The sequence below is a fragment of the Pseudarthrobacter niigatensis genome, assembly GCF_030812615.1.
GTDB classification, from domain to species: Bacteria; Actinomycetota; Actinomycetes; order Actinomycetales; family Micrococcaceae; genus Arthrobacter; species Arthrobacter niigatensis.
The window spans coordinates 141381-166686 of the sequence record NZ_JAUSTB010000002.1 but is presented as its reverse complement, the minus strand read 5'-3'; the positions used below and the strand labels follow the sequence as shown (position 1 = coordinate 166686).

Here is a 25306-nt window from a genome sequence, read left to right as displayed (position 1 = left end):
CCGGCCCGTGTCCGCACCACGCTGGCACGAGTCTAGACTCCGGTCTCCCGGGAACCGGCAGGCCCGGCCTGTTCGTTGTCACCGCAGGCGCACCGTCCATGCTGGCTAGACTGGGCGGGCACTCCGCTTTCCGGCCGGGAATCGGAAAGCCGGGCACCAAGAGAAGGAAGATTGCTTGACCGAGAGCAGCAGCTCCCATTACCAGGTCCTTCGGGTGGCCGTCACCGCCACCGAGAAAGAAATCAAGGTGGCCTACCGGCGCGCGGCCAGGACGGCGCACCCGGACCACGGCGGTGATGCCGCAACCTTCCGCCGGGTAACCGCCGCCTATGAGACCCTGATCGACCCGCAGCGCAGGAAGGCCTACGACCGTTCCTATGGCGCGGGCACGGCGCGTGAGGGTGCGTTCGACGCCGGCGCCCACTTTGACGCGCCGGCCGCCGGCAGCCGGGCGTCCGCCACGGTCCGCAGGCCCGACAACGGCCGGAACACGGCAGGGGACGCGCCCGTCTACGTTCCGCCCTACGAAGGAACCGACGTTCCCCTTATCCCCCTGGCGCAGGCCCGGCAGCAAGTGCACGGGATGCCCCGAAAGCGGGGAATCTTCGGCGCGGAGGCCCGTATCCAGCGGGAAATGCGCACCGTCCAGCTGCTGACCCGGCAGGTGCTTCCGGCCATCCCTGCGGCACGGCTGATCAACGGGCTGCAGTCACCGGCGGACAACAGCCACATCGACCATGCCGTCCTTTCCGGCTACCGGCTGGCCCTGGTCAACTCGATGCTCCTGCCCAAGGGCGCCTACGCCTGGGACGGCCGGACCCTCAACCACGGTGGCCGGGCGGTGGCACCCCCGCAGCTGGCCCGGGTGGTCTGGGCCATGCAGGACATTTTTCCCGAGCTCAACGTCACTGGCTGGACGGTAGTGCACAGCCCCGACGGCAACCTCCACGAACCGGTGATCGACCACCACCGCCGCCCCGCTGGAGCGCTGGAAACCGTCCAGATCGTCAACGCGGCGGGCATGGTGCGCGGGCTGAAGGAATTCCTGGCGTCCGGGCCGGCCCCCAATACCGTGAACATCCCGGTCCTGGCCAGGCTGCTGCGCGGCATGCACTGAGGCCGGGTGGCTAGGATGGGGAGGTGTTCCGCATCCTTTTCCATGAACCAGAAATCCCCGGCAATACCGGCAACGCCATCCGCCTTGCCGCCATCACCGGCGCCGAACTTCACTTGGTGGAACCCCTGGGCTTTGACTTCTCCGACGCCAAGCTGCGCCGCGCCGGCCTCGACTACCACGACCTCGCCGTCGTCACCGTCCACAAGAGCATCGAGGACGCGTGGGAGCACCTGCAGCCCGAACACGTCTACGCGTTCACGTCGGACGGCACCACCAGCTACACGGAGGTCGCCTACCGTTCGGGCGATGTCCTCATGTTTGGCCGCGAATCGGTGGGCCTGCCGGCGGAGCTGAAAACGGATCCGCACGTGTCCGCCACGGTCCGCCTGCCCATGCTCCCGGCCCTGCGTTCCCTGAACCTCGCCAATGCCGCATCCATTGCGGTGTACGAGGCCTGGCGCCAGCAGGGCTTCGCCGGCGCAAAAACCTAGAATTCCATTTGGGCCGGAGTCCCCCGGCCGGGCTGGAATGAAAAACTTTCCGGCCTGCCCATCCGACCTGTCCGCGGCGCCGAATGACTTTTGAAGACATTCGAGCGGACCAAAGGAGCGGCAGGTGACTCTACTGAAGGCAGCTTCCAGGCCCGACCACCGCATCCGGCACGGCACTGCTGAGGATACGCCGCCCCGGGACTTATGCTTGGACGTAATGGAAACTCCCAACGCGCCGAACTCCGAAGGCTCCGCCGCGGTGACTGACCCACCTGCAGACCTCAGCCAACGCCTCTCTGCCCTTCTGGCAGGCACCGCCCGCGGAGACCAGGCGGCGTTCGCCGAGTTCTACCAACTCACGTCCCGCAGGGTCTTCGGCATGGCCCGCCGCGTCCTGATCGATCCCGAGCTCAGTGAAGACACCACGCAGGAAGTCTTCCTTCAGGTCTGGCAGAACGCAGCAAAGTTCGATCCACAGGCGGGAAGCCCCCTGTCCTGGCTGATGACCATCGCCCACCGCCGGGCCGTGGACAAGGTCCGGTCCTCGCAGTCCGCCACGGACAGGGAAGCCAGGTACGGTGCCAGCACGCAGGAAATCGACCACGACACCGTGTCCGACGAAGTGGGCAGCCGGCTGGAGGCCGAAGCCGTGGTCCGCTGCCTGGGAACGCTGACCGAAACACAGCAGGAGTCCGTGCGCCTGGCCTACTACGGCGGCCTCACCTACCGGGAAGTCGCCGAACGGCTCAATGCCGCAGTTCCCACCATTAAGTCCCGCATCCGCGATGGACTGATCCGTTTGAAGACCTGTCTGGGGGTGAGTTGAGTTGAGTGGAATGGATGAAAACCCTGATGGCCGTTCGCGGGCCTTCGGGGACACCGTGGCCATGGACCTTGCGTCCGGGCATGCAGTGGACCTCGCTGAGCTCTACGCCCTCGATGCGGTGACGGAGCAGGAACGCGAGGCCATTGACAGCTACATCGCCACCGCCCCGGAGACCGAGCGCCGGGCCTTCCTTGAGCGCGTCCGGCAGTCCCGGGAGGCACTGGTCCGCACTTTCCGTGCCGAGGAAGAACCGCCGTCGGACCTCTTCCAGCGGATCATCGCCCAGCTTCCGGCCCAATCACCGGGCCAGGACGGACTCTCCGGCGGAGACGCGCAGGCGCCGGCCGCAGGCGCGGCCCCGGCTCCGCAGCAGCGGCCACTCGACGAACTGGCGCAGGCCCGCAAGCGCCGCGAGGAACGGCGGGGCCCGTCCGGCACGCGGCGCTGGCTGATCGGCGTGGCGGCGGCAGCAGCGATTGCCTTGGGCGGTGTGGGTGTCGGCTCATACCTGGCTGACCAGAACGATCCCGTTAACCAGGTGGCAAGGGCCAACGACCTCCGCGAAGCGTCCGTAAATGTGGCAGGCGGGGGCAAGGCCACCCTGCTGATCTCAGCGTCCGAGGACGCAGCCGTGGTCAAGATGAGCGGCGTGCCCGCTCCCCCGGCCGGCAAGGTCTACCAGATGTGGCTGATCCCCAAGGACGGCTCCGCGCCGGTCTCGCAGGGGTTGATGGATGAGCAGGCCCTGTCCAAGCCCGCCGTGGTCCAGGGCATCCACTCCGCGGCATCGCTGGGCATCACCGTTGAGCCCGCGGGCGGCTCCAAGGCTCCCACCCTGCCGACGGTCGCAGCGGCTCCGCTGGGCGCATAGCACCCTTTATCAACGCACCGTGCCCCGCTCCTTTGCACCAAAGGAGCGGGGCACTTTTTGCGTGGTTCAGAATCCCGCGATGGTACCGGGTCCGTTGATTGCCACCACGTGGAACGCCTCCGCGCTGCGCCCCTCGGGGAAGCCTGCCCTCACGGCGTTCAGGCGCATGCCCCGGCGGACGGTGGCCTCCATGGCCGCCACGTCCGGATGCTGGCTGACATGGACATGGATGGCGGCCAGCTTCGCGTCCACCTGGTCGGTGACGTCAACGAAGTAGTTCTCCCGTTCCCCGGGGCCGGCGTAGAGCCAGAGCCATGGCAGCTTGTACGCTTCCAGGCCTGCTTCTGCCAGTTCAGGGTAAGCAAAGGGATTCTCGAGGGCCGGGTACACCGCGCGGGTTACCGCCTCCCCCACGGCCAGGTGGTCGGGATGGCTTTTTTGGATCCGCTCCCAGTTCCGTTCCGGGTGCATGGCAAGGACGACGTCGGGACGGATTTCGCGGATCAGCCGCACTACCCCTTTCATCACCTCGTGCGACGGTTCGAGGTACCCGTCACGCTGGTGGAGGTAGTGGATGTCGGTGACGCCCACCAGCTCCGCGGCCCGCCGCTGCTCCGCGTCGCGCATGGCGATAATGTCCGCGCGGTGGGCCGGATCAAAACCGCCGGCGTCGCCGTCGGTCATGATGCAGTAGCTCACCTGCACGCCGGCTGCGGTCCACGCGGCGACAGTACCCGCAGCGCCGAAGTCGATGTCGTCAGGATGGGCCGCGAAACAGAGCACCCGCCCAACCCGGTGGATGTACGGGTTGAACGGGCTCTGTGCCTGCTCGTGGGAGGCTGTCAACGATTCAGCCTTTTCGCTTCTTGATCTCGGCGGTGGCCTGCGGGAGGACATCGAACACGTCGCCGATGATCCCGAAATCGGCGATCTCGAAGACCGGGGACTCGGCGTCCTTGTTGATGGCAACGATGACCTTGGAGGTCTGCATGCCGGCCTTCTGCTGGATGGCACCGGAGATGCCTGCCGAGATGTACAGCTGCGGAGAAACCGTCTTACCGGTCTGTCCCACCTGGGCGTCGTGGCTGATCCAGCCGGCGTCCGTGGCCGCACGCGATGCACCCACCGCAGCTCCCAAGGCATCAGCCAGTTCCTCGACCGGACCGAAGTCGCCGTCCATGCCGCGTCCGCCGGCCACCACGATGCGGGCATCGCTGAGGTCCGGGCGGCCGCTGGCCACCTTCTGCTCGCGGGCAGTGATGCGGGCGGCAGCGGCTACCGCCGGTACCTCCACGGATACCGTTTCAGGCGTGGTGGGTGCGGGAGAGGGTTCCGGTACCACGTTGTTGGCCTTGAGGGTCAGCACGGAAACGGCCGTCGTGGCCCTGCAGGCGGTGGTGTAGGAGCCGGCCAGGACGGACTTGTGTGCGGTGCCGTCCGGATCCACGGCGACGACGTCGGTGATGACGCCGGCGTTCAGGCGGATGCCCAGCCGTGCCGCAATTTCCTTGCCTTCCGGTGAGTTGTCCAGGAGCACAACGCCGGCACCGGTGCTTTCGGCAGCGGCGGCCAGGTAGGCGGCTTTGGGCGCCACCAGGAAGTCATCCAGGTTGTCCGTTGCCGGGCGCAGGATGGCCCCCACCCCGTACTCGCCGAACGTGGCGGCGGCGGCGTCGGACAGGTCTCCGTTGAGTGCCACGGTGCTCTCGCCCAGGGAACGGGCCAGGGTCAGCAGTTCGAGGCTGCTCTTCTTGAGCGAGGCGCCGGGGTTGTCGATGAATACAAGTACATTTGCCATGTCGGTGTCCCTCTTAGAGCAGCTTCTGGGCGGCCAGGAAGTCAACCAGCTTGATGCCGGCGTCGCCCTCGTCGGTGATGATGGTGCCGGCTGTCCTCGGCGGCCGCTCTTCGGCGCTGGTGACGGTGGTCCAGGACCCTGCAAAGCCAACCTGGGCGGGGTCCACACCGATGTCTGCGAGGGAGAGCGTGGTGATGCTCTTGCGCTTGGCGGCGATGATGCCCTTGAAGTTGGGGTACCGGGGTTCGTTGATCTGGTCCGTGACGGAGACGACGGCGGGCAGCGGCGCCTCTACCGTTTCGGACGTGGTGTCTGCATCGCGGCGGGCAACCAGCCGGCCGCCGTCGACCTCGAGCGTGGAAGCGAACGTCACCTGCGGAAGCCCCAGCCGCTCGGCCAGCTGTGCCGGCACCAGGGAGGTCTCCCCGTCGGTGGAGGCCATACCGGTGAGGACCAGGTCCACCCCGCCCAGGTGGCGGACGGCGGCGGCGAGCGCAAGCGAGGTGGCTGCGGCATCCGAGCCGGCCAGGGCGTCGTCCGTGAGGTGCACGCCCTCGGTGGCACCCATCTGCAGGGACTTCTTGACCGCGTTGACAGCTCCGGCAGGTCCCATGCTGAGGGCGATGACCTGGTTGCCCGCCTTGCTTCCGCCCCTTGCTTCGGCGAGCTGGAGTGCGGCCTCAAGCGCGTACTCGTCAAGCTCGGAAAGAATGCTTTCGTCGCGGTCCGCGGTGTACCCCTCCCCGTTGAGGTGGCGGTCGAACTGGGCGTCCGGTACATGTTTGACCAGGACTACGATCTTCAATGTCTCTTCCACTGTTTCTGCAGCAGCCTTCCATGCTTGTGGACAGCCAGCCGGGTGGGACGTGGCCGCGATATGCCCGGCAGGCGGGTAAACCCTAGCTAACCATATCGGCGGCGTCCCGCGCCCCCTTCCGTTAACGCCTGTGTCAGGCAATTTGCCGGGGCAGCAGAACGACGGCGGCGCCCCCTTTGGTGGGGACGCCGCCGTCGTCATGGCTTGCGTTGGTGGTGTCCTGCCTCAGCTGGCGGCCGCACCCAGCGTGACATCGAAAGTCTGCTCGCTGCCGCCGCGCTGCACGGTGATCTTCACCTTGGATCCCGCCGGCTGTTCGCGGACGGCCGCGGTCAACTGGTTGGGTTCGCCGATGGTGAGGTCATTGAACTTGGTGATCACGTCACCGGCTTTAATGCCGGCCTTCCCGGCCGGTGAGTTGGCGTCCACGGTGGCGACGTCGGCGCCCACGGAGAACTCGGAGTTTGCGCCGGAGGATGTCTTGGGCTTGACGCTGACACCCAGCTGGCCGTGTGAGGCCTTGCCCGTGTCAATGATCTCCTGGGCCACCCGCTTGGCATTGTTGATGGGGATGCTGAACCCGACGCCAATATTGCCGCTTTGGGACGTTGATGTGCCGGACCCTGCGGAGGCGATGGCCACGTTGACGCCAATGATCTCACCCTTGCTGTTCACCAGGGCGCCGCCGGAGTTCCCGGGGTTGATGGCCGCATCAGTCTGGATCACGTTGATGGCGATGGATCCCTGGCCGGCGCTTTGCTGGCTCTGGCCGCCGCCCGGAGGGGCGAACTGGAAGCCCTGGTCACCGCCCTGGCTGTTGTCGCCGCCCTGCGGAGCAGCCGACGAAGCGACGCTGATGGTGCGGTTCAGGGTGGAGACGATGCCGTCCGTGACCGTACCCGTCAGGCCGAGCGGGGAACCGATGGCGATGGCCGTATCACCCACGTTGAGCTTGGATGAGTCCCCCAGGGTGGCAGGGGTGAGGCCTGACGTGTCATCCACCTTTATCACGGCGAGGTCGGACAGCGGGTCGGTGCCCACCAGCTTCGCGGGCAGGACCTTCCCGTCGCTGGTGCGGATTTCCAGGGTGGCGTTCGCGGTCTGGCCGTCGAGGGTCACTACGTGCGTGTTGGTCAGGATGTGCCCCTGGTCGTCCAGGACGATGCCCGAACCGGTACCCCCTGAACCGCCGCTCGTGGCGCTGATGGTGACGACGCTCGGTGAGGCCTTCACCGCAGCTGCCGTAATAGCGTTCACGTCGTCCTTGTTGTTGACGATGACCGTGCCGGGCTGGTTGCTGCTGCCCACGGTTGAGGCGCTGGAGCCAGTGTGTCCGAACAGTTCACCGGAGCCCACCGTTGCCACGCCGCCACCCACGAGGCCTGCTGCGAGGATGCTTGCCACGAGGGTTCCTACGCCAAAGCTGGCCTTGCGGCGCGGCGCATCCTGGGGGTTGGGAGCCAGGCCTACGCTGCCGTTGGGCGCACCATGGCCCGTGCCGTGCATGGGCTGGCCGTACTGGTGCTGCTGCTGGCCGTACTGTCCGGACTGGCCGTAGAAAGGCTGCCGCTGCGGGTAGACGGGCCGCGGGGCTCCCGGCAGTTCCTGGGTATGGTTGCCGTTAGCTTCCGGCCGGTCCAGCCGTTCCGTGTTGTTCTGCGGCGCGGCGCTGTCCTGGGGTGCGGCGCTGTTTGGGCCGCCCGCCTGGCCGTACCGCTGGTCACCGGCGCCGTATCCGCGGTCCTGGCCCTCGCCGGCAGCGCCAGCGCTCCCATGCTGAGTGTTGGCCGGGCGGTTTCCGGGCTGCTGCGGGACCTGCTGCTGCCAAGGGCTCCGGCTGCTCCCCTGGTTGTCCTCCGGGACCGGTCCTGGGGTTTGATTCTCAGTCATGGGACTTCCTTTCATCCTCGTCTGCCATTAACTATGACCCGTCCCGCTGGAACAAGCTCGGATGTTTGCTGAAAGCTTCCTGAACGCCAAGCGGACCCGCGCACCGTTTCGCTGGCGGCATATTCGGCCGCATGGACTGGCTGTGGGGTGCACCATAGAATCAAGATGAATTGCCACAGCGACCTGCGGCTTCACACCAAGCGTGGGGGCGCTGCTGGATTCGACGACTGATTCGTCCCGAATCGGTGTCAGGCGTGCTGAAGGGTTGCACATGCGGTCAAAGTTCAAACGTATCCTCGCCGTGATCGGCCTTGCCGGCCTGCTTGCGGTCCCCGCCGGTGCTGCCTGGGCCGAAGACCCGGTAACCATTCCCCCCGGAACCAACATCGTTGACAATGCCAACGTTCTGGGCAACCGGAAGGGTGAGGTCCAGGATGCCATCCAGAAGCTGCTGAAGGACCACAAGTACAACCTTTACGTTGTCACCGTGAAGTCGTTCGAGAACCCTTCTGATCCCACCGCTTGGAGCCAGGCCGTGGCCACCTCCAAGGGCATGGGCAAGGCGGACGTCATCCTCGCCATCGCTACCGACCAGGGCAAGTACTACTTCTCCCCCAACTCGGCCAGCGCCATCTACTCCAAGCGCAGCAACATCACCCAGAATGCAGTGGTGGCCAACCTCGCCGGCGGCAAGAAGGACTACGCCCAAGCGGCCATTGACACCGCTGCCGCTGTAGGCGATGCCGCCGGCGGCGGAAGCGGCAGTGTCTCATCGGGTGGCGGTGCCGGCGCCGGCATCCTGGTGGGGGCAGGCGTGGTGGTCGCCGGTGGCGGCGCCTACCTGTTCTACCGCAACCGCCGGAAGAAGGCCGCAGGGCAGGCGGCATCCAGCGGAAGCTACGGCCCGCAGGGCGCCGAGCTGGACCCGCTGGCATCGCTCAGCGTCGAGGAATTGCGCCGCAAGAGCGGTTCCCTGCTGATCGAAGCGGATGACGCCATCAAATCCAGCGAGCAGGAACTCGGCTTCGCCCAGGCGCAGTACGGGGATTCCGCCGTCGGAAACTTCACCAAGGCCCTGGACGAAGCTAAAGCCCACATGACGGAATCCTTCAAGCTGCAGCAGCAGCTCGACGACCACATTCCGGATACGGAGGAACAGCAACGGACCTGGCTGGGCGAGATCATCCGCCGCTCCGAGGCCGCCCTCGAATCCCTCCAGGAGCAGAAGGCCGATTTCGATTCCCTGCGCGAGCTGGAGAAGAACGCACCCCAAGCCCTGGCAGCCGTCAATGCCGGGGCCCGCGAGGCCGACGGCAGGATCTCCAGCGCCGAAAACTCCCTGCAGGAAATGCGGTCCAAGTACGCGGACAGCGCGCTGGCCCAGGTCTCGGACAACATCGTGCAGGCCAAGGAACGGCTGGCCTTCGTGCAGAACGCTTCCGAAACCGCCCAGCAGAAGCTCAGTGAGGGGGAAGGAAGCCTGGCCGCCGTGGCCGTCCGCGCGGCCGAGGAAAGCCTGCACCAAACCAACGTCCTGGTGGAAGCGATCGCCAAAGTGGCCGCCAACCTTGATAAAGCACGGAACGGAATCGAAGCGGCCGTCGTGGACACATCCCAGGACCTGGCCCAGGCAAAGGCCATTATCCAGTCCGGCGCCCATCCTGAGCTGGCTGGTCCGGTAGCCGCGGTGGAGGCCGCCCTGGCCCAGGTGAAATCCGAAATCCAGGGCGGACGGATCGACCCCATCGCCACCCTGCAGCGGGTTGAAACCGCCCACCAATCCCTGGACCAGGCCCTTACCGGAATCCGCGACCAGCAGGAACAGGCCCGGCGTGCGCAGGCATCCCTGCAGCAGACCATCATGTCGGCACAGGCCCAGATCAGCGCCACCTCCGACTACATCACGGCCCGGCGCGGCGGCGTGGGCACCGAGGCACGCACCCGGCTGGCTGAGTCCCAGCGGAACCTCGACTACGCACTGTCCATCTCCCGCACCGATCCGGTGACGGCGCTCACCTACGCACAGCAGGCACATGCCCTGGCAGCGCAGGCCGCGCAACTGGCGCAGGCCGATGTGGACCACTTCGACGGGTACGCCAACCAGGGCTTCGGCCGCGGCGGCATGTTCGGCGGCGGAGGCGGCGGCGGACTGGGCGGCGCCATCCTGGGCGGCATCCTGATCAACTCCATCCTCAACGGGGGCCACGGAGGCTGGGGCGGCGGCGGTGGCGGCGGCTGGGGTGACGGCGGCGGCGGTGGCGGCTGGGGCGGGGACTCAGGTGGATTCGGCGGCGGCGATTTCGGCGGCGGCGACTCCGGCAGTTTCTAGAGACTTCCGCCGGACACGCCGGAAGATCCCGGCTGGCGGACAGACGCAGGACACCACTGTGCACCGGTTCCAGTGGTCAACACAGAGCAGGACGAAAGGCAAACACCATGGTTAAACAGTCCATTTTCGGCCGGATCGCGCAGCTGGCAAAGGCGAACATCAACTCCTTGCTGGACAACGCCGAAGATCCGCAGAAGATGCTGGACCAGATGGTCCGCGACTACACCAACAACATCGCGGAAGCCGAGTCGGCCGTGGCGCAGACCATCGGCAACCTCCGGATGCTGGAAGACGATTACAACGAGGACGTCAAGAACGCCCACGATTGGGGAAACAAGGCACTTGCCGCCTCGCGCAAGGCAGACGAATTCCGTGCGGCCGGCGACGCAGCCGACGCCGAGAAGTTCGACAACCTGGCCAAGGTTGCGCTGCAGCGCCAGATGGCGGCCGAAAGCGAAGCCAAGGGTGCCGAGCCCAGCATTGCCTCCCAGCGGGAAGTGGTGGACAAGCTGAAGACCGGCCTTGAGCAGATGAAGAACAAGCTCAACCAGCTGACCAGCAAGCGCAACGAGCTCGTTGCCAGGTCCAAGACTGCAGCGGCGCAGTCCCAGGTCCATGACGCCATCAAGAGCATCGACATCATGGACCCCACCAGCGAGGTTGGCCGCTTCGAGGAAAAGATCCGCCGCGAAGAAGCCAAGGTCCGCGGACAGCAGGAGCTTGCAGCCTCCAGTTTGGACGCCCAGTTCAACCAACTCGAGGACCTGGGCGAGCAGACGGAAATCGAAGCCCGGCTGGCGGCCCTCAAGGCCGGAAACTCCAAGCCGGCTCTGGGCGCCGCGAGCCCCGCATCGACCGGATCCACCGTCGACGAAGCCGACTTCGACAAACTCTGAAGTCCGGAGCAGGGCTTCGGCGGAATGACGGCAATGGCCGGGACCGGGGTCCCGACCATTGCTGCGTCCGCTGTGTGTAGCGTGGTGCCATGACTTCTTCCGATGGCACATCCCTGGTCTGGCTGCGCGATGACCTGCGACTGGACGACAACCCTGCAATGGCAGAGGCCGCCCGCCGGGGCGCACCACTGACGGTGGCCTACATCCTGGACGAGGAATCCGACGGCGTGCGGCCCCTTGGCGGGGCTGCGCGCTGGTGGCTGCACCACTCCCTGGCCGCACTGGCCGCAGATCTTGAAAGCAAGGGATCCCGGCTGGTCCTCCGGCGTGGTCCGGCCGCGGACGTCATCAAGGACCTTGCCGTCCGGACGCAGGCCAGCCACATCTTCTGGAACCGCCGCTACGGGCAACCCGAACGCACTATCGACGCCGGGCTCAAGGACTGGGCGGCCGGGAACGGGATCGAGGCCGCCAGCTACCAGGCGAACCTCCTCTTCGAGCCCTGGACGGTGAAGACAGGGGCGGGCGGGCCCTACAAGGTCTATTCGCCCTTCTGGCGGGCGTGCCTGGCATCCCAGGACATCCGTGACCCCCACGAGGCACCGGACGCGTTACCTGGTCCTGCGCCTGCCGGGAAAGGCCTGCCGGGCAGCGAGACTCTCAGCAGCTGGGAGCTCCTGCCATCCAAACCCGATTGGAGCGCCGGACTGGCCGCCACGTGGATACCCGGCGAAAAAGGGGCCCTGGACCGGCTTGAGGACTTCCTTGACGGTCCCATCGAGGAATACGGCACAGGCCGGAACCTGCCTGGAACCGAGGGCACCAGCCGGCTGTCACCGCATCTGCGCTTCGGTGAGGTGAGCCCGTTCCGCGTGTGGCGGGAGATCCGGCGCCGGCATCCACGCAAGGTGCCCTCGGACGTAGGTACCTACCGGGCCGAACTGGGCTGGCGGGAGTTCAACTGGCACCTGCTGTACCACAACCCCGACCTGGCCACCCGGAACTTCCGGCCCGCCTTCGACAACTTCCCGTGGGCCTCCCCCAACCGTCAGGAGCTCACCGCGTGGCAGCAGGGAAACACCGGCTACCCCCTGGTGGACGCCGGCATGCGGCAACTCTGGCAGACAGGTTGGATGCACAACCGGGTGAGGATGGCCGCCGCTTCATTCCTGGTCAAGAACCTGCTGACCGACTGGAGGATCGGGGAGGAATGGTTCTGGGACACCCTGGTTGACGCCGACGCTGCGAACAACCCCGCCAACTGGCAGTGGGTGGCGGGCTCGGGCGCGGACGCCTCACCGTACTACCGGATCTTCAACCCGGTGACCCAAAGCAAGAAGTTCGACGCCGACGGCCGCTACCTGCGGGCCTTCATCCCCGAACTCCGGGAACTCAAAGGCAAGGAAATCCACGAACCATGGGCAGCGGACACCGACGGCTACCCCCAGCCGCTCGTGGACCTGCCGGAATCCCGGGAGCGGGCCCTGGACGCCTACCAGACGATCAAGAACGCCTGACCGCGCCGGATCCGCGTCAGCGGCTGACTTTGCCCATCAGGGAGGCGATGGGCCGCAGGAAGATCGGCCGCGCCAGGAACCAGGCTGCCACCATGACCGCCACGGACGCGGCAAAGACCCAGAACCCGAACCAGCCGTCGTCGTCGCTCCCCCCGTACATGTGGTTCAGGTTCCGCAGCGCACCCGTGGCAAGCACCAGGAAGACGTGGACCACGATGAACGCCACAAAGTAGACCATCACCGGGAAATGGACCGCGCGGGCCCACTCGATCGGGTAGGCCTTGTTCAGGGCCGGCGCCTTCTTGGGCCACGCCGACGACATCCGCAGCCCGGTGATGAACGCCAGTGGCGCGGCGATGAAGACGGTCGCGAAGTACGAAAGGAGCTGCAGCGCGTTGTAGTTGATCCACCCGTCCTCGGTGGGCCAGTCCAGCGACGCGTACTGCAGCGCGGCGGACACGGCATTGGGGAAGACATCCCAGCTGGTGGGGACAATGCGCATCCACTGGCCGCTGGCGAAGAGCAGGACCGCGAACACGAGCCCATTAAGGATCCAGAGCGCATCCAGGGTCAGGTGAAACCAGAGCTCAAGGCTGATCTTGGTAGGAGCGTTCCTGGTACGGATCAGGCCCTTGTTGTTCCGGGTCCAGTGACCGCTGGGGCGCGTGGTGGTCCGCACCTGCCACCCGGTACGGATGATCAGGAGCAGGAAGAACGCGTTAAGGAAGTGCTGCCACGCCAGCCATGCCGGGAAGCCCACGGGCGCGTCATCCGGCAGCTGGGACTGGCCCGGATAGTCTGCCAGGAAGGATGCCACGGCCGGCAGCCCCACGATCAGCCTGGCGACCAGGACCACCAAGACCAGTGCCACAAGGACGGCGGGAACCATCCAGTAAAGCCGGGACCGCTTACCCGTCGCGGAGCCGGGCTTCTTGGTGGGTGTGGCCATCGAACAACATACCTCTCAGGAATGACTGGGGGCTGCCCGCAGATCGCGGACCCTTCGAAAGAGAATACTAGGAACTGGCCGCTTCCAAGGAAAAGGAAAGGCCCCGGCCGGCATAACTGCCGGCCGGGGCCTTCATAAGTTGCGGGGACAGGATTTGAACCTGTGACCTCTGGGTTATGAGCCCAGCGAGCTACCGAACTGCTCCACCCCGCGTCGCTTGATCAACACTACCCTACTTTGGCGGCGCCTCCGACCACAGGCCCGCAATCCACGCCAGGGAAACACCACTGCAGCGGGAAAGCAAAAGGCCCGGACATTGTTTCCAATGACCGGGCCCTTCCTCAGTTGCGGGGACAGGATTTGAACCTGTGACCTCTGGGTTATGAGCCCAGCGAGCTACCGAACTGCTCCACCCCGCGTCGCAGAATCTACTTTACCGGGAGGTGAACCGCAGGCCAAATCGTGGCGGCGTGACGTCCAACACGCCGCCACGGCACCCGGTCCTGCCGGACCGGATGCCGTGGGGCCGTCGTCGTACTACTGCCCTGCCGACGGGGACGGCGACGCAGAAGGCGACCCGGAAGGCGAAGGAGCCGGGCTGGCCGCAGGAGCGGTGGCCGGGATCTTCGCCTCGGCATCCATCGCCTTCTTCAGCGCAGCCGAAACCTTCTTCTGCGCGTCGCCGTAAGCGGCGAAGTCACCCGCAGCCAGCGCCGTCTGGCCTGCCTGGATAGCGGAGTTTGCCTCGTCCAACGCCGCCTTCAGCTGGGCCTTGGCATCCGCCTCCGCGGGGGTTGCAGGGGCAGACGGGCCGGCCGGTGTTTGGCCGTTGTTGGCGGAGTCTCCCGCGGCTGCTCCCGAATCACCGCCGAAAAGCTGCTTGAGGGCCGCGTCGAGGGTTGGCGCGAAGCCCACCTTGTCACCGAAGGCCACCAGCACGCGCTGCAAGGTGGGGTATGACGTCTCACCGGTCGACTTGAGGTAGACCGGCTGGACGTAGAGGATGCCGCCGCCCACCGGCAAGGTGAGCAGGTTGCCGTTCAGCACGTCGGACGCACCCTGCCGCAGCAGGTTGAGTGCCTGGGAGACGGTGGGATCGGAGTTGAACTTGTTTTGCGCCTGTCCCGGACCGGGCACCTGTGTTTCCGGCGGGATCTGGAGCAGCCGCAGCTTTCCATAGCCGTCAGCCTTAACGCCGGCCTGGTTGCCGGCATCCGAATCCGCGGCGAGGAACCCGTACAGGACGTTGCGGGCATTGCCGTTCACGATCTGCGGGATGAAGGACGACGTCAGCTGGAATGCCGGCTTTTGCTGGTCCGGCATCTGCAGCGACATGTAGAACGGCGGCTGCTTGACGTCCGTCGACACGGTGGGGTCAGCCGGCGTGCTCCAGACGTCGTTGTTCTTGTAGAAGCTGGTGGGATCCGTGACGTGGTACTGCCCCAGGAGCTCCCGCTGGACCTTGAACAGGTCCTCCGGGTAGCGGACGTGGCTCATCAGTGCGCCAGACATCTCCGAGTATGGCTTCAGCGATGAGGGGAAGACCTTCTGCCACGCCTTGAGGACCGGGTCCGTGTCGTCCCAGGCATAAAGGGTGACCGAGCCGTCGTAGGCGTCCACGGTGGCCTTGACCGAGTTGCGGATGTAGTTCACCGTGCTGTTGGGCAGGGCCACGGCGCGGCCGGAGCTCGTCTGCGAATCGGCGGTGGCATCCGACAACTGCTTCTGCTGCGAGTAGGGGAAGTACTGGCTGGTGGTGTAGCCGTCCACGATCCACTTCACACGGCCGTCCACCAGCGCCGGGTAGGCGCCGCCGTCAACCGTCAGGTACGGGGCCACCTTCTGGACCCGCTCCCGGGGGCTGCGGTCGTAGAGGATCTGCGACTCCGGGTTCACGCCATCGGAGAGCAGCAGGTCCGAAGACTGGAACTTGATGGCGTAGAGGATCTTGTTGAAGAACGAGCCGACGTTCGGGCCGCCGTTGCCCTTGAACGTGTATTGGGTCTCACCCTCCCCTTCCTTGCCGGAGGGGCGGTCCTGCTCGCGCGGCGTGGCGCCGTCGGGCGCGCCCACGATTGAATACTCAGGAGACGACTCACCGAAGTAGATCCGCGGTTCGTAGGTGGTGTCGTTGCCCAGCACGCCGGTGGAGGGAATGCCGGACTGGAGGAATTCCGGCTTGCCGTCGACGGTGAACTTGTTGCCCTTGGCCGCCACCACCCCGTAGCCGTGGGTGTACACCACGTGCTGGTTCAGCCAGCCCTGCTGGTTGGTGGCCACGTTGGCGGGGTTCAGTTCCCGCACCGCGATCACGGTGTCCTGGATCTTTCCGTCCACCTCGTAGCGGTCCACGTTCAGGGCCTTGGGGAACTGGTAGTACGGGCGGTACTGTTCCAGCTGCGCGAACGCGTCGGAAATCAGGTTCGGGTCCAGGAGCCGGATGTTGGCCGTGGTCTGCGCGTCCGGCGCGAGGGCACCAGTGGTGGCGTTGTTGGTGGCGTCGTACCGGGTTTCCTGGATGGCGTCCAGGCCGTAGGCCTTACGGGTGTTTTCGATGTTGCGCTGGATGTACTGGCTTTCCAGTGTCTGCTCAGAAGGCCGGACCTGGAACTGCTGGATCACCCACGGGTAGACACCGCCGGCCAGGATGGAGGTGATGATCAGCATGGCGGTACCGATCACCGGCAGGCGCCAGCGGCCAATGACGGCGGCAACGATAAAGAGGATGGCTACCAGGGCGGCCGCGACGGCGAGGATGGCCTTGGTGGGGATGACGGCGTTGACATCGGTGTAGAGGGCGCCGGCCCAGCGGCCGCCGTTGCTCTGCACGGACGAATAACGGTCCAGCCAGAAGTTGACGCCTAGGAGCACCAGGAACGCGGCTCCGGTAACAGCGATGTGGATCTGGGCCGCGCGGCTGGTGAACACGCCGCGCTCCATCAGCCGGATGCTGCCGTAGAGGTAGTGGGTGAGGATGCCGGCGATGCCTGCGATCACCACGACGCTGATCAGGAACCCTGTGACGAAGCCAAGGAAAGGCAGGGTCATCAGGTAGAAGCTGATGTCCATCTTGAACTGCGGATCGGTCTGCCCGAAGCCGACCTGGTTAAAGAAGAGCAGGACTTTCTGCCACTGGCTGGCGGCTGCGCTGCCCGCAAAGAGTCCGAAGAGGACCGGCAGGCCCACCATCACGATCCTGCGGACCGGCTCCAGCTGGGCCTGGTAGCGGTTGAGGTTGTCCCGGACCTCAGAGTCCGGGGCGTAGACGGGGCGGGCGTTGTAGGCGATGCGGATGGAGAAGAACACCGCCGCGAACATGATGGCGAAGCCGGCCACGAAGGTGGCGATCTTGGCGAGGTTTTCGGTGATGAAAACCTGGATGAAGCCCAGTTGCCGGTACCAGAGGACGTCGGTCCAGACGTTGGCGAAGAAAATGAAGCCCACTACCACCAGGGCGACGACGATGAGGGTGGGCGTCAGGGCTCCCCGTCGCGATGGGGGCCTTCCTGTGGACGTGGTGCTGGCGGGACGGGACAAACTGGGTACCTCATAGCTGGTCGTCGAGACATTCGAAGCGTGCGAGCGACGTACGGTACCGGTCAAACGGCTGGTTTCGTCCGTCATCAGTGCCACGAGTGGCGGTAAAGCTTAGTTCCTGTCGAAACTGTTTGGGCCCAGTCTATGCATGGCGCAGGCGGCCTATTTGCCCGTGCACGCCGGGAGGGCGGATGTGTCCTGCCCGCTCCCGGCAAGTTCCACGGCGTGCCGGGCCTCCCCGAGGTTCTCCACGCGCACCACTTGGAGGCCGCCCGGGATGTGGCCGGCGACCTCGTCGCAGTTGCCGGCGGGCGCCAGGAAGAGGGTGGCACCGGAGGACCGCGCGCCCCGCATCTTCTGCCCGATGCCGCCAATGGGGCCCACCGTTCCGTCCGGCGATATGGTGCCCGTGCCGGCGATGTGCTTGCCGCCGGTGAGGTCGCCCGGCGTCACCGTATCGATAATCCCCAGTGAAAACATCAGGCCGGCGCTGGGGCCGCCCACCTTGTCCAGCGAGATCTGCACCTGGAACGGGAAGCTGAACAAGTACTTCAGCATGACACCGAGAATGAAGCGGCCCTGGCCATTGTCTTTGGGCGTCACCTCAAGGGCGACAGGCTGGCCGGCGCGTTCCACCGTCACCGCGGCCGGGGCTCCCTTCCCTGCAGCCAGTTCATCCTGGATGACGGCGAGCGAGGTGATGTCCTTGCCGTTGATGGACTTGAGGATGTCCCCCTGCTGGATCTTTCCCGCGGATGCGGAGTCCTTGGACAGCCCCGCGGCCTGCAGCTGCTGGCCGAAAGGAATCTTGAGTTCGTTCAGGGCGGAGGCCACGGCGTTCTCCTGGGACGTGGCCATGGCCACGGCGCTCTGCTCCTGGGCCTCCTCCTTGGTGGTTCCCGTGGGGTAGATCAGTTCCACCGGGTAGACGGCCTTGGAGCTGTCCAGCCATGCGGAGAAGGCGTTGAGGATGCTTACGGATCCGGTGGGTCCGCCGTCGACGTACACCGTTGTCAGGTCCAGGTTCCCGGCAGCGGGATACGTTTCGTGGCCGCTGACGTTGATCACGGGATGCCCCTGGCTTTGCCCCAGCGTGTTGTAGGTAGGCCCCGGCGATTCGATGACATACGGCACTGGAAGTGTGCCCACCGCTATTCCCAGCCCCAACGCCGCCAGCCCGGCAACCATCATCGTGGACAGCCGTCTGCGGGGGCGCCCGCCGTCGTCCTCCCCGGGACTGTGGCCTGCAACCGCCGTGCCGGCGCTGGATAACGGGGAAAGGCCTGGAACGTGGTCCTCGGAGGGGTGGCCGCCACGGGTTGTAGTCACCCACCAACAGTACGCGGTGGAGGCACGCCGGGGTGCTTTGCCTAGAGCGAACGACGGCGGCGGGCGGCAGACAGCCGACCCCCACCGGGGTACCGTGAAGGTTGATCAACAGTCACACCATCGATCGGCGGGACCATGACCTCCAACCCACTCAATCCGTCCAACGGCGACGACACCCCCAAGGATCCGTTGACCGAAATGCTGCAGAACCTCATGGGCGGCAAGGGGATGGAAAACTTCGACCCCTCTGAGCTGGCCAAGGCTGCCGGCCTGCCGGACGACCCCAACCTGCTGGCCCAGATGTTCTCCCAGGTGCAGGCCATGATGAGCGCCCCATCAGAGGGCCCCGTGAACTGGACCCTGGCCCACGACAACGCCCGGCGCGTGGCCGCCGGAACCTCCGACCCGTCGGTTTCGGCGCAGCAGTCCCGGGACGTGGACGAGGCCCTTCGCCTTGCCGAACTGTGGCTGGACCCGGTCACCGACCTGCCCGCCACCGGCCTGATCGGCAAAGCCTGGTCGCGGGCGGAATGGGTGGAGGCTACCCTGGGCACCTGGAAGCGGTTGACCGAACCCGTGGCCAACAGCATCGCCAACGCCCTCTCTTCCGCCATGACGGAGCAGATGCCGGAGGAGATGAAGTCCATGATGGGCGGCGCCTCCTCCATGCTGCAGAACATGGGCGGCGCGATCTTCGGCATGCAGCTGGGCCAGGCCATAGGTGCCCTGTCCAAGGACGTAGTGAGCTCCACCGATATCGGTGTCCCGCTCGCCGACCTCGAGATGGCGCTGCTGCCGGCAAACGTTGCGGCCTTCGGCGAGGGCCTGTCCCTGCCGGAGAACGACATCCGCCTGTTCCTGGCTGTGCGGGAAGCAGCCCACGCGCGGCTCTTCGTGCAGGTTCCCTGGCTGCGCGGACACCTGCTGGGCGCCATCGAGGCTTACGCCCGCGGCATCCACATCGACACCTCGCGCATCGAGGAACTGGCCCGCGACCTTGATCCGAGCAACCCCGAGGGCATCCAGGAAGCCCTGTCCCAGGGTGTCTTCATGCCGCAGCGGACCCCCGCGCAGGAACAGGCCCTGGAGAAGCTCGAGACGGCGCTGGCCCTGGTGGAGGGCTGGGTGGACGAACTGACTGCGGCGGCCACCGAGAAGGTGCTGCCATCAGCCGGTGCGCTGCGGGAGACCGTACGGCGCCGCAGGGCAACCGGCGGCCCGGCGGAGCACGCCTTCGCTTCCCTGGTGGGGCTGGAGCTGCGGCCAAGGAGGCTGCGCGATGCCGCCACCTTGTGGGCCACACTGAAGGACGAACGCGGCATCGAGGGCCGCGACGCCATTTGGCACCACCCCGACCTCCTGCCCACCGCCGAGGACCTGGACGATCCCAAGGGCTTCAGCTCACGCCGCAAGCTCGCCGAAGCCAGCGACAGCGAAGTGGATGACGCGCTGCAGAAACTGCTCAGTGGCGGGTTTGACGATACCTCCGCCGAAGAGGGCGGCGCCCCGGACACCGGGGACGCCGCCAAGGACGCCGGGGACGCCGGCGGGAAGGACGACGACGGCGAAACCGGCCACCCCAAAAGCTGATGGATAGCAGCAGATGAACGCCCCGGCGGGCCAGGAAGGTCCTGGCCCGCCGGGGCGTTTAAGTCCGCTCGATGGTCCGGACTTGGACTAGTCGGCGTCGCCGCTGCCTGCCGAGCCGTCCCTGCCCAGGCCCCGGGCCGTGGCGAAGGAAACACCCTCAAGGAATGCTTTGGCCCGCCGGGTTTCCGGGTAGGCCTCCAACAGCTCCCAGAACGCCGCGTTGTGGGAGGCCACCAGGAGATGGGCCAGTTCGTGCAACAGCACGTAGTCGATAACCCACTGCGGCATGGGCCGCAGTTTGTCCGACAGCCGGATAGTCCCGTCAGCGGGCGTAGCCGAGCCCCACCGGGAGTTCTGGTTGCTGACCCAGCGCACGGATGTGGGAACTGGCCGGCCGCCGAGGTACTGTGCCGACAGCCGAGCGGCGTGGGCGGCAAGATCATCGTCACCCGCGGGGCGGCGGCGCCCCGCTGCAGCGCGCCGCTCCCCCTGCCTGTGCAGCTTCGCCAGCATGCGCTGCACCCACTCCCGTTCCTGGGCTGCGGTAAAGCGGGCAGGTATGGCGACCACCGCCGTTCCGTCCTCCCAGAAGGCAGCCACCGTCCGCGTCCGCCGGGCGGAGCGCCGCACCTCCACGGGGACGCCGTCGGGGGTGACCTGTGGTGCTGGCTGCTGCGCGCCGCTGCCGGCCGGTGTGCCCCGGCTCACAGGACGGAGCTTTCGACCAGGACCCGGAGGACCTCCTCGCCGTACTTTTCCAGCTTGGAGGGGCCGACGCCGGCAAGGGCTGCCAGTTCCTCCAGCGAGGCAGGCCGGGCCTCGGCAATCGCAGTAAGGGTGGCGTCGGTGAACACGACGAACGCGGGGACGTCCGCGGACTGGGCGACGTCGCGGCGCCAGTTCCGCAGGGCGTCGAAGGTCTGTTCCTCGTAGCTGGGCGGACACGCGTTGCAGCGGCCCACTTTGCGCTCGGCCCCGGTGGCGAGCATGGTGCCGCACACCCGGCATACGGCAGGCGCGGCAGCCTTCCGGCGGGGCGGGGCACCCTTCCCGCGGACACTTGAACTGGCCACCGAGTCAGGCCGCAGTCCGTCCAGGAACCGGGACGGCTTCCGGTTGGCGCGGCCGCCGGGAGTCCTTGCTGTGCTCCAGGAGAGGTAGAGGTGTTCACGGGCGCGGGTGATGCCGACATAGAGCAGTCGCCGTTCCTCATCCACGGATTCGGGTGAATCCGCAAAGGAGATGGGCATCAGGCCTTCGCTGAGCCCCACCAGGAAGACCGCATCCCATTCCAGGCCCTTGGCTGCGTGGAGGGACGCCAGGGTAACGCCCTGGACTGTCGGCGCATGCTGGGCCAGGGAGCGTTCCTGGAGCTCGTTGACGAAGTCCGCCAGGCCGAACTGGGGGCCGCGGTTTTGGACGAGTTCGTCGGCGAGCGCCACCAGCGCCGCCAAGGATTCCCACCGCTCGCGCAAGGCCCCGCCGCTGTGCGGAGCGGAATCCGTATAGCCCAGGGAGGAGACGATGTCCCGCACCAGCTGGCCCAGGGGTTCCGGCGCGTCGGTTTCGGAAACAGCCCGGGTGGCTGCGCGGAGCTGGAGGATGGCGTCCCGGACCTCCTTGCGGGCAAAAAAGCGTTCGCCGCCCCGGAGCTGGTAGCCGATTCCTGCCGCAGCCAACGCCTGTTCGTAGGCCTCGGACTGGCCGTTGGTGCGGAAAAGGACCGCTACTTCGCTCGCCGGCGTCCCGGCGTCGAGCAGCGCCTTGATCTTCTGGGCCACCGTGGCGGCCTCTGCCTCGTCATCCGTGCATTCGGTGAACTGGGGCACCGGGCCGGCGGGGCGCTGCGCCACGAGCTGAAGGGGGGCGGCCCAGGCGGCGTCGGCGGCGGGGCCGCCACTGCGCCGTCCGGCCAGCAGGTCGTTGGCCAGTTTCACCACCTGCGGGGTGGACCGGTAGTCCCGGACGAGCTTGACCACGTTGGCCTGCGGATAACGGGCCTTGAAGTCCAGCAGGTGCCTGGGCGATGCGCCGGTGAAGGAGTAGATGGTCTGGCTGGCATCACCCACTACGCACAATTCGTCACGGCCGCCCAACCAGAGCTCCAGGAGCCGCTGCTGGAGCGGGGAAACGTCCTGGTACTCATCCACCACGAAGTGGCGGTACTGTTCCCGGACCGTGGCAGCCACCTTCTCGTCCTCCTGCAGGATGCCCACCGTGATCAGCAGGACGTCCTCGAAGTCGATCACGTTGCGGTCCGTCTTGACGTCCTCGTACGACTGGAAAACGCGGGCCACGGCAGTGAGGTCGAATCCCCCGGGCGCGCCCCTCCCCTGGGCGTTTTCGAGGTAATTGGCCGGGGTCAACATCGAGACTTTGGCCCATTCGATCTCGGAGGCAAGATCCCGGATTGAAGCCCGGTCCGTGCTGAGCCGGAGCCGCCGGGCGGCCTCGGCAAGCAGCTGGGCCTTGTGGTCCAGCAAGTTCGGCAAGGTGCCGCCGACGGCCTGCGGCCAGAAGAACTGCAGCTGCCGCAGCGCCGCGGCGTGGAAAGTGCGGGCCTGCACGTTTCCCGCACCCAGATCCCGCAGGCGGCTGCGCATCTCCGCCGCCGCCCGGGCAGTGAACGTCACCGCGAGCAGGCGCTGCGGGCTGTACACACCGGAGTGCACGCCATAGGCAATGCGGTGGGTGATGGCACGGGTCTTTCCGGTCCCCGCGCCGGCCAGCACGCACAACGGGCCGCCCAGCGTACTGGCCACCTCACGCTGTTCAGCATCGAGCCCGCCAAGGATCCGGTCCTCCAGGGAGGCTGCTCCGTCAAAATGTTCTGTAGTCACTTCTGCTGCTTTATTTCTCGACTACCGCGTGCTGGAGTCTGGTGGATGAATAACTTAGGCGCCGGCCAGGTCCTGGATCCGGCCGCCGTACCAGTGCTCAATCAGGGAGCGGGCAATGGAGAGCCTGCTGGAAATCGTGATCTCGCCACTAAGCACCGCTTCCTGGAGCTCCTCGCGGCTGAACCAGCGGGCCCTGGTGACCTCCACGCCGTCGGGCGTTGCCTGGGCGTCCTCGGTGACGGCGGTAAATCCAAGCATAAGGGAGGCCGGGAACGGCCACGACTGGGAGCCGAGGTATTGGCAGCCGGTCACCCGGACACCAACCTCTTCGTGGATCTCGCGGACTACGGCTTCCTCCAGGGACTCCCCCGGCTCCACGAACCCGGCCAGCGTGGAGTAGTTCCGGGCATCCACGGGGCCGCCGCCGCCAAGGAGCAGCCGGCCGTCCGGGCCGACGACGGTGACGATGATGGCGGGATCAGTCCGGGGATAGTGCTCAGAATTGTCCGCCGGGCACCGGCGTACCCAGCCGCCGGCTTCAACATCGGTGGGCGTTCCGCAGCGGGGACAATGCGTATGGGCTGAGTGCCAGTTGGCAATCGCGCTGGCTTCAACGAACAAGGCTGTGGAAGTGGCGGTCAGGCCCCCGGCGACTTCCCGGAAGCCTGCCCAGGACGCATCCGCGGGAATGCCGGCGGTGCCGGGCTCCGGAGGTGCAGGCAGGACAAACAGCAGCAGTTCGGTCCCGGCCGGGATGTCCGCGGCAGGCAGTGCGGATCCCAGGTACACCACCAGTTCCGGAGCTGATCCTGCCTCTTGGAGCCGGTCCAGGAGCTCCCTGGCGTTGACCAGGACGAGGTTGCTCCCACGCACCAGGCCCTGCCGCCTTGAAAGTATTGCCGCCACCGCGTCTGTCCCGGCCAGCAGGTCATCGATCATCCCGGGCCTGATGCGTGCGGCGGACCCGCGGTCCACCAGTGCCGGCCTCACCGGGAGCAGGGTGTCCACGAGGTGGTTCGCCGGCAGCGGGGCCGGCACAGCCTGGTGGACGGGTAGGACGGACTCCGTGTGGCTCATGCTTCCACCGTACTGACTGCCACCGACATTTCACATTCAGGGCTGGGCTCGTTCGTACTGCGGGTACCCCCTAATTGCAGCTATCTGGAGACTCGCCGCGGCCAGACCGCCGTCTGGGACGGCGCGCAATCTACCGTGGAACGGTGAGAAGAAAACCGATTGAACTGGCGGCGATTGCAACCGCGGCAGTCCCTGGGCTGACCCCGACAGCTGTTAGCTCCGCGCCGGATGACCCCGCGGACTTCGATTCGGCCCTGCTCCTTGATTCGGAAGGCAAGCGCTGGCGGGTCCGGTCGCCGCGGCACGCCGAAGCCAGTGCACGGCTGGAAACGGAGTTCCTGGTGCTCCGTGCCTTTGCTCCTGCCGTCCGGGCGGAACTGCCGTTCCTGATGCCCACCGTCGCCGGCAGCGTCCGGCTGGGAAGCCTTACCACGTTCGTCTACTCACACCTGTCCGGGAGCACTCGCAGCGTCGAGGAGCTGACGTCCGGACCGGCCGGGCTCGCCCGCGAAATCGGCTCGGCGCTGGCCGCGGTCCACGACCTCCCCCGGTCCCTGGTCAGCAATGCCGACCTGCCCAGCTACACCCCCAACGAGTTCCGCCAACGGCGGCTGAACGAACTGGACCAGGCAGCAACCACGGGCAAGATTCCCGCCGCACTGCTGCGCCGCTGGGAACATGCCATGGAGGACGTGTCCCTCTGGCGGTTCAACCCGTGCGTGGTCCACGGCGACCTGCACGAAGACAACCTGCTGGTCGAATCGGGACGGGTTACCGCAGTAACCGGCTGGACAGACCTTCGCATCGGCGACCCGGCAGACGACTTCGCCTGGCTGGTGGCCTCCAACGAACAGGACTTCATTGACGCTGTCCTGAAGTCCTACACCTCCAGCCGCCGCGACGTGCCGGACCAGCACTTGCTGCGCCGGGCCGCACTGTCTGCCGAGTTTGCCCTGGCACAATACCTGGTCAAGGGGCTTGCGGCCGGGGACCAGGACATGGTCCGCGAGGCCGAAGACATGCTGGAGAGCCTTGCCGGCGACATCGCCGAATTCGGGGGCCAGCCGATCAGCGTCGAACCGCTCCCGGCCAAGGACACGCCCGCCGGTACCGCGGTGCCCGCGCCGGCGCAGCCTGGAACCGGGGCAACCGCCCCCGCACCCCAGGGCGGCAGTTCTGCTGTCAGCCCCGCCGTGACCGTCATCCCGCTACCCGCCAAACCGGCAGCAGGGGACAAGCCCGGTCCGCAGACACTGCCTGCCATGGCGGCAGAGCCCGCCGTGCACGTGACGCCCATCCCCGTGGAGCCAGCCCCGGCGGAAGTTGCCGGCGGGGAATCCCGGCCTGGCGAAACCAAGGGTCCGGACGACACGTCCACGGCTGCCATCTCGGTCATCAACGCCAACCGGGGCTGACAGGACCGGGCGGCCCG

At 66.7% G+C, this 25306-nt stretch carries 19 protein-coding genes and 2 tRNA genes; 9 read left to right on the top strand and 12 right to left on the bottom strand.

Annotation, left to right across the window (positions count from 1 at the left end):
• Positions 1–175: 175 nt before the first annotated feature.
• The 4 genes from J2T23_RS03885 (at position 176) to J2T23_RS03870 (ending at position 3305) form a co-directional block, all read left to right on the top strand.
• On the top strand, positions 176–1117 hold the full coding sequence (locus J2T23_RS03885) for a J domain-containing protein (protein ID WP_141181941.1): 942 nt from the start codon (positions 176–178) through the stop codon (positions 1115–1117).
• Positions 1118–1140: 23 nt separating this feature from the next.
• On the top strand, positions 1141–1608 hold the full coding sequence (locus J2T23_RS03880; RefSeq protein ID WP_307357407.1) for a tRNA (cytidine(34)-2'-O)-methyltransferase: 468 nt from the start codon (positions 1141–1143) through the stop codon (positions 1606–1608).
• Between the two features lie 217 nt (positions 1609–1825).
• Positions 1826–2434 carry a sigma-70 family RNA polymerase sigma factor gene (locus J2T23_RS03875; protein WP_141159945.1) on the top strand — a complete coding sequence of 203 codons (609 nt, stop codon included), beginning with the start codon at positions 1826–1828 and terminating at the stop codon, positions 2432–2434.
• Positions 2435–2444: 10 nt separating this feature from the next.
• Positions 2445–3305 carry an anti-sigma factor gene (locus J2T23_RS03870; protein ID WP_307357404.1) on the top strand — a complete coding sequence of 287 codons (861 nt, stop codon included), beginning with the start codon at positions 2445–2447 and terminating at the stop codon, positions 3303–3305.
• A 66-nt stretch (positions 3306–3371) separates the two neighbouring features.
• On the opposite strand, the gene J2T23_RS03865 is transcribed toward J2T23_RS03870, so the two are convergent.
• The 4 genes from J2T23_RS03865 to J2T23_RS03850 all read right to left on the bottom strand — a co-directional run bounded on the left by J2T23_RS03865 (position 3372) and on the right by J2T23_RS03850 (position 7810).
• Positions 3372–4151: a PIG-L deacetylase family protein gene (locus J2T23_RS03865; protein ID WP_307357401.1), complete on the bottom strand. Its 780-nt coding sequence runs from the start codon at positions 4149–4151 to the stop codon at positions 3372–3374.
• Positions 4152–4155: 4 nt separating this feature from the next.
• Positions 4156–5103, bottom strand: coding sequence for an electron transfer flavoprotein subunit alpha/FixB family protein (locus tag J2T23_RS03860; RefSeq protein ID WP_307357398.1), 948 nt, complete (start codon positions 5101–5103; stop codon positions 4156–4158).
• Between the two features lie 13 nt (positions 5104–5116).
• Entirely contained in the window at positions 5117–5908 is a 792-nt protein-coding gene (locus tag J2T23_RS03855; RefSeq protein ID WP_307357395.1) for an electron transfer flavoprotein subunit beta/FixA family protein, read from the bottom strand.
• Between the two features lie 237 nt (positions 5909–6145).
• The gene (locus J2T23_RS03850; protein ID WP_307357392.1) at positions 6146–7810 is read right to left on the bottom strand and encodes a S1C family serine protease; all 1665 of its coding nucleotides are present in this window, start codon (positions 7808–7810) and stop codon (positions 6146–6148) included.
• A 271-nt stretch (positions 7811–8081) separates the two neighbouring features.
• On the opposite strand from J2T23_RS03850, the gene J2T23_RS03845 reads away from it, so the two are divergent.
• The 3 genes from J2T23_RS03845 to J2T23_RS03835 all read left to right on the top strand — a co-directional run bounded on the left by J2T23_RS03845 (position 8082) and on the right by J2T23_RS03835 (position 12552).
• Positions 8082–10139 (top strand): TPM domain-containing protein, encoded by a 2058-nt coding sequence (locus J2T23_RS03845; protein WP_307357389.1) that lies wholly within the window; start codon positions 8082–8084, stop codon positions 10137–10139.
• 107 nt (positions 10140–10246) lie between these two features.
• Positions 10247–11035: a PspA/IM30 family protein gene (locus J2T23_RS03840; RefSeq protein WP_307357386.1), complete on the top strand. Its 789-nt coding sequence runs from the start codon at positions 10247–10249 to the stop codon at positions 11033–11035.
• A gap of 89 nt (positions 11036–11124) precedes the next feature.
• Positions 11125–12552 carry a cryptochrome/photolyase family protein gene (locus J2T23_RS03835; protein ID WP_307357384.1) on the top strand — a complete coding sequence of 476 codons (1428 nt, stop codon included), beginning with the start codon at positions 11125–11127 and terminating at the stop codon, positions 12550–12552.
• 16 nt (positions 12553–12568) lie between these two features.
• Here J2T23_RS03835 and J2T23_RS03830 read toward each other — a convergent pair whose 3' ends face one another.
• The 5 genes from J2T23_RS03830 to J2T23_RS03810 form a co-directional block, all read right to left on the bottom strand.
• A complete protein-coding gene (locus tag J2T23_RS03830) occupies positions 12569–13501 on the bottom strand; it encodes a cytochrome b/b6 domain-containing protein (RefSeq protein WP_307357381.1) in 933 nt (310 codons plus the stop codon).
• A 139-nt stretch (positions 13502–13640) separates the two neighbouring features.
• Positions 13641–13714 (bottom strand) — tRNA-Met (locus J2T23_RS03825).
• A 132-nt stretch (positions 13715–13846) separates the two neighbouring features.
• Positions 13847–13920: transfer RNA gene (locus J2T23_RS03820), tRNA-Met, on the bottom strand.
• A gap of 118 nt (positions 13921–14038) precedes the next feature.
• The gene (locus J2T23_RS03815) at positions 14039–17038 is read right to left on the bottom strand and encodes a UPF0182 family membrane protein (protein ID WP_210411408.1); all 3000 of its coding nucleotides are present in this window, start codon (positions 17036–17038) and stop codon (positions 14039–14041) included.
• A 162-nt stretch (positions 17039–17200) separates the two neighbouring features.
• Positions 17201–18367 (bottom strand): YlbL family protein, encoded by a 1167-nt coding sequence (locus J2T23_RS03810; RefSeq protein ID WP_370871387.1) that lies wholly within the window; start codon positions 18365–18367, stop codon positions 17201–17203.
• 135 nt (positions 18368–18502) lie between these two features.
• On the opposite strand from J2T23_RS03810, the gene J2T23_RS03805 reads away from it, so the two are divergent.
• Positions 18503–19957 (top strand): zinc-dependent metalloprotease, encoded by a 1455-nt coding sequence (locus J2T23_RS03805; RefSeq protein WP_307357378.1) that lies wholly within the window; start codon positions 18503–18505, stop codon positions 19955–19957.
• A gap of 87 nt (positions 19958–20044) precedes the next feature.
• Here the strand turns inward: J2T23_RS03805 and J2T23_RS03800 are convergent, their stop codons facing one another.
• The 3 genes from J2T23_RS03800 to nudC are packed head-to-tail and all read right to left on the bottom strand — an operon-like array spanning position 20045 to position 23874.
• Positions 20045–20665: a M48 family metallopeptidase gene (locus J2T23_RS03800; RefSeq protein WP_307357375.1), complete on the bottom strand. Its 621-nt coding sequence runs from the start codon at positions 20663–20665 to the stop codon at positions 20045–20047.
• The gene (locus tag J2T23_RS03795) at positions 20662–22797 is read right to left on the bottom strand and encodes an ATP-dependent helicase (protein ID WP_307357372.1); all 2136 of its coding nucleotides are present in this window, start codon (positions 22795–22797) and stop codon (positions 20662–20664) included. The genes J2T23_RS03800 and J2T23_RS03795 overlap by 4 nt, the downstream gene beginning before the upstream one ends.
• A 54-nt stretch (positions 22798–22851) precedes the next feature.
• Positions 22852–23874, bottom strand: a complete 1023-nt coding sequence (gene nudC, locus J2T23_RS03790) for an NAD(+) diphosphatase (protein ID WP_307357370.1) — start codon at positions 23872–23874, stop codon at positions 22852–22854.
• 143 nt (positions 23875–24017) lie between these two features.
• On the opposite strand from nudC, the gene J2T23_RS03785 reads away from it, so the two are divergent.
• Positions 24018–25289 (top strand): macrolide 2'-phosphotransferase, encoded by a 1272-nt coding sequence (locus tag J2T23_RS03785; protein WP_141181952.1) that lies wholly within the window; start codon positions 24018–24020, stop codon positions 25287–25289.
• Positions 25290–25306: the final 17 nt, after the last annotated feature.